The sequence below is a fragment of the Frankia tisae genome (assembly GCF_025403405.1).
Classification (GTDB): Bacteria; Actinomycetota; Actinomycetes; order Frankiales; family Frankiaceae; genus Frankia; species Frankia tisai.
In genome coordinates this window covers 1-2,434 of record NZ_JANEZT010000595.1, presented here as the reverse complement: position 1 = coordinate 2,434, position 2,434 = coordinate 1, and the positions used below count along the sequence as shown (strand labels likewise).

General features: G+C 73.5%; 3 protein-coding genes. All 3 read right to left on the bottom strand.

What is annotated here, in order from left to right; genetic code table 11:
• Window positions 1–167: helix-turn-helix domain-containing protein (locus NBZ85_RS30300; RefSeq protein ID WP_261563337.1), on the bottom strand; the 167-nt coding region annotated here is incomplete at its 3' end.
• A 165-nt stretch (window positions 168–332) separates the two neighbouring features.
• Window positions 333–839, bottom strand: coding sequence for a universal stress protein (locus NBZ85_RS30295; RefSeq protein WP_261560645.1), 507 nt, complete (start codon window positions 837–839; stop codon window positions 333–335).
• A gap of 20 nt (window positions 840–859) precedes the next feature.
• On the bottom strand, window positions 860–2,434 hold a 1,575-nt coding region (locus tag NBZ85_RS30290; protein WP_261563336.1), incomplete at its 5' end, for a WD40 repeat domain-containing protein.

Here is a 2,434-nt window from a genome sequence, read left to right as displayed (position 1 = left end):
TCCACCGCCCGGTACACATTCTCGCCGCCGTTACGCTCGATCTCCCTCGAAATCACCGAGTGATGCCTGCCGAGCGCCTTCGCGATGAACCGCGCCGAACGATTCTTGCCCAACTCGCGGGAAATAATCTCCCGCTCCTCGATCGTCAACTTCTCCCGCCGACCCATCCACCATCCAGCCCCTCGACGCCAACACGATCATCCTATCGAGGCGTCGCTACGACCATTTGACCCCGCCCTGTGTTGGCCAGCAGCGGCCGGCGAAGCGCCAACCACCCGGGAAGGCGGCATGACCGCCACCGGGAATCCCCCTCGTTCGCCAGGGGGAGGAAGTCAAGGGACGACCGTCACCGGCCACAGGCCGCTGCGGACCAGCCGGCTCGCCAGGGAGCCGATGAGCCGGTGCCCGGCGCTCTCGGACGCGCCGACGACGACCATGTCGGCCTGCACCTCGGTGGCGCTCCGCTTGATCCCGTCGAAGGGGTCACCGGCGCGCACGAGGAACCGGATGGGCACGCCGAGCTCCTCGGAGCGTTCCTGGATCGACGAACGCACCTCGGCGGCGATCGAGTTCACGACCTGCTGGATCGCCTCCCCGGCCGGGGCGGGGGACATCGCCGCCCAGACCGATGGTGACGCGACGTACACGACGACGAGCCGGGACGCCTGGCGGCGGGCGAGGCCCGCGGCGAACGCCGACGCGCGCATCGACGTGCGGGAACCGTCGACACCGGCGAGGATCGTCCGCGGACCATCCGTACCGAGTTCGAACCGGCCCGGCTTCCAGGCCGGCCCGAAGTCCTCGACCATCATCACCGATGGACCCAGCTCAGCGCTCACAGCCGCAGTCTTTCAGGATGTCAGGTGCAGGGCTGGTGGTAGGGCATCGAGCCGAACGCGGTGGCCCACTCCTGCCGGGTGATCCGGTTCGCCGGGTCGGCACAGGCGGCGTGGGCGAGCCGGCCCGGGTCGGCCTCCCACAGCCGCAGCGTGCCGTCATGCCCGGCGGACAGCACGACCCCGGTGCCGGCGACGAACGTGACCGTGCTGATCGGACGGGTGTGCCCGTGCCACTGGGTGAGCGTGAGCGGCGCGGCGGGATCGGAGACGTCGAACAGGCGCACGGTCTCGTCGTCACCGCCGGAGGCCACGAGCGCGGGGGCGGCGCCGCGGGCCACGCTCGAGACCCCGCCGAGCTGCCCGGGGATGACCGCCTGCGGGACGGGAAGCTTGGGGTCACGCAGGTCCCACAGTCGGACGGTGGCGTCGACGCCGCCGCTGACGAGCAGGGCACCGTCGCCGGTGAAGGTCACGGCGCGCACGGCGCGGGTGTGCCCGCGCAGGACGGCCCCCGGCGTGGGGTGGGCCGCGTCGTGGATGTCCCACAGCCGTACCGTGCCGTCCTCCCCGCCGAGGGCCAGGGTCCGGCCGTCGGGGGCGAACGCGACGGCGTACACCCCGCCGGTGGCCGTGTCGGCGCGGGAGCGCTGCGCCGGGGCGGCGGGATCGGTGATGTCCCACAGTGCGAGGACGCCGTCGGCCCCGGCGGAGGCGAGGGTGTTGCTGTCCGGGCTGAAGGCGACGGTTCGCACGACGTCGGTATGCAGCCTCGCGACGGACCAGCGGCTGATGTGCTCCGGGTCGTGCACGTTCCACAGCCGCACCGCACCGTCGGTGCCGCCGGAGGCGAGCAGGTCGCCGCCGCCGTTGAAGGCGAGCGCCCCGATCCAGCCGGTGCTCGTCACCGAGCCGAGCCGGGCAAGTCCGGTCCGCTCGGTGACCTCCCACACGGTGATGACGCCGTCCGTCCCGCCGGTGGCGACGTGGCGCCCGTCCGGGCTGACCGCCGCCGACAGCACGGCCCCGGTTCCGGCGTTGACGGCGCTGGGAACGACGTCGTCGCCGAACAGGGCGATCATCGAACTGCGGGTGGCCGGCGAGCTCGGCGCGGCCGTGTAGGCGGCCAGGGCGAGACGGCGAGCCAGCGCACCGTTGTCGTCCTGGAGCGTGATGGCGCGGGCGGCGACCGAGTCGGGCACGCTCGTCGTCGCCGCCGACTCGTTCCCACCGCGGTCGACGAGCACCACGACCAGGCCCGCGGCGATGGCGATGACGGCGACCACTGCGGCGATCAGCCACGGTCGGCCCGAGCGCCGCCGGCCGCGGGCCGAAGCCGGATCGCCGGCTTCGGCCCGCGACCCGGCGGATCTGTCGGCGGGCCACCCCGCGGCACTCTCGCCGCCGGGCCCCGTCCCACCCTGCGCCCCAGGCCCGGACCGCGCCACATCCACATCCCCGGCCCCGGGATGCGGGGTGCTGCCGCCGCCGGGTGCGTGACCGGGCGCGTGGCCGGCTTCGTCGCCTGGCGGGCGCTCGTCCACGCCGCCGCGGGCGGGAGGTTCGGACTTGGTCCAGATCGTGACCCTGTCTCTTAT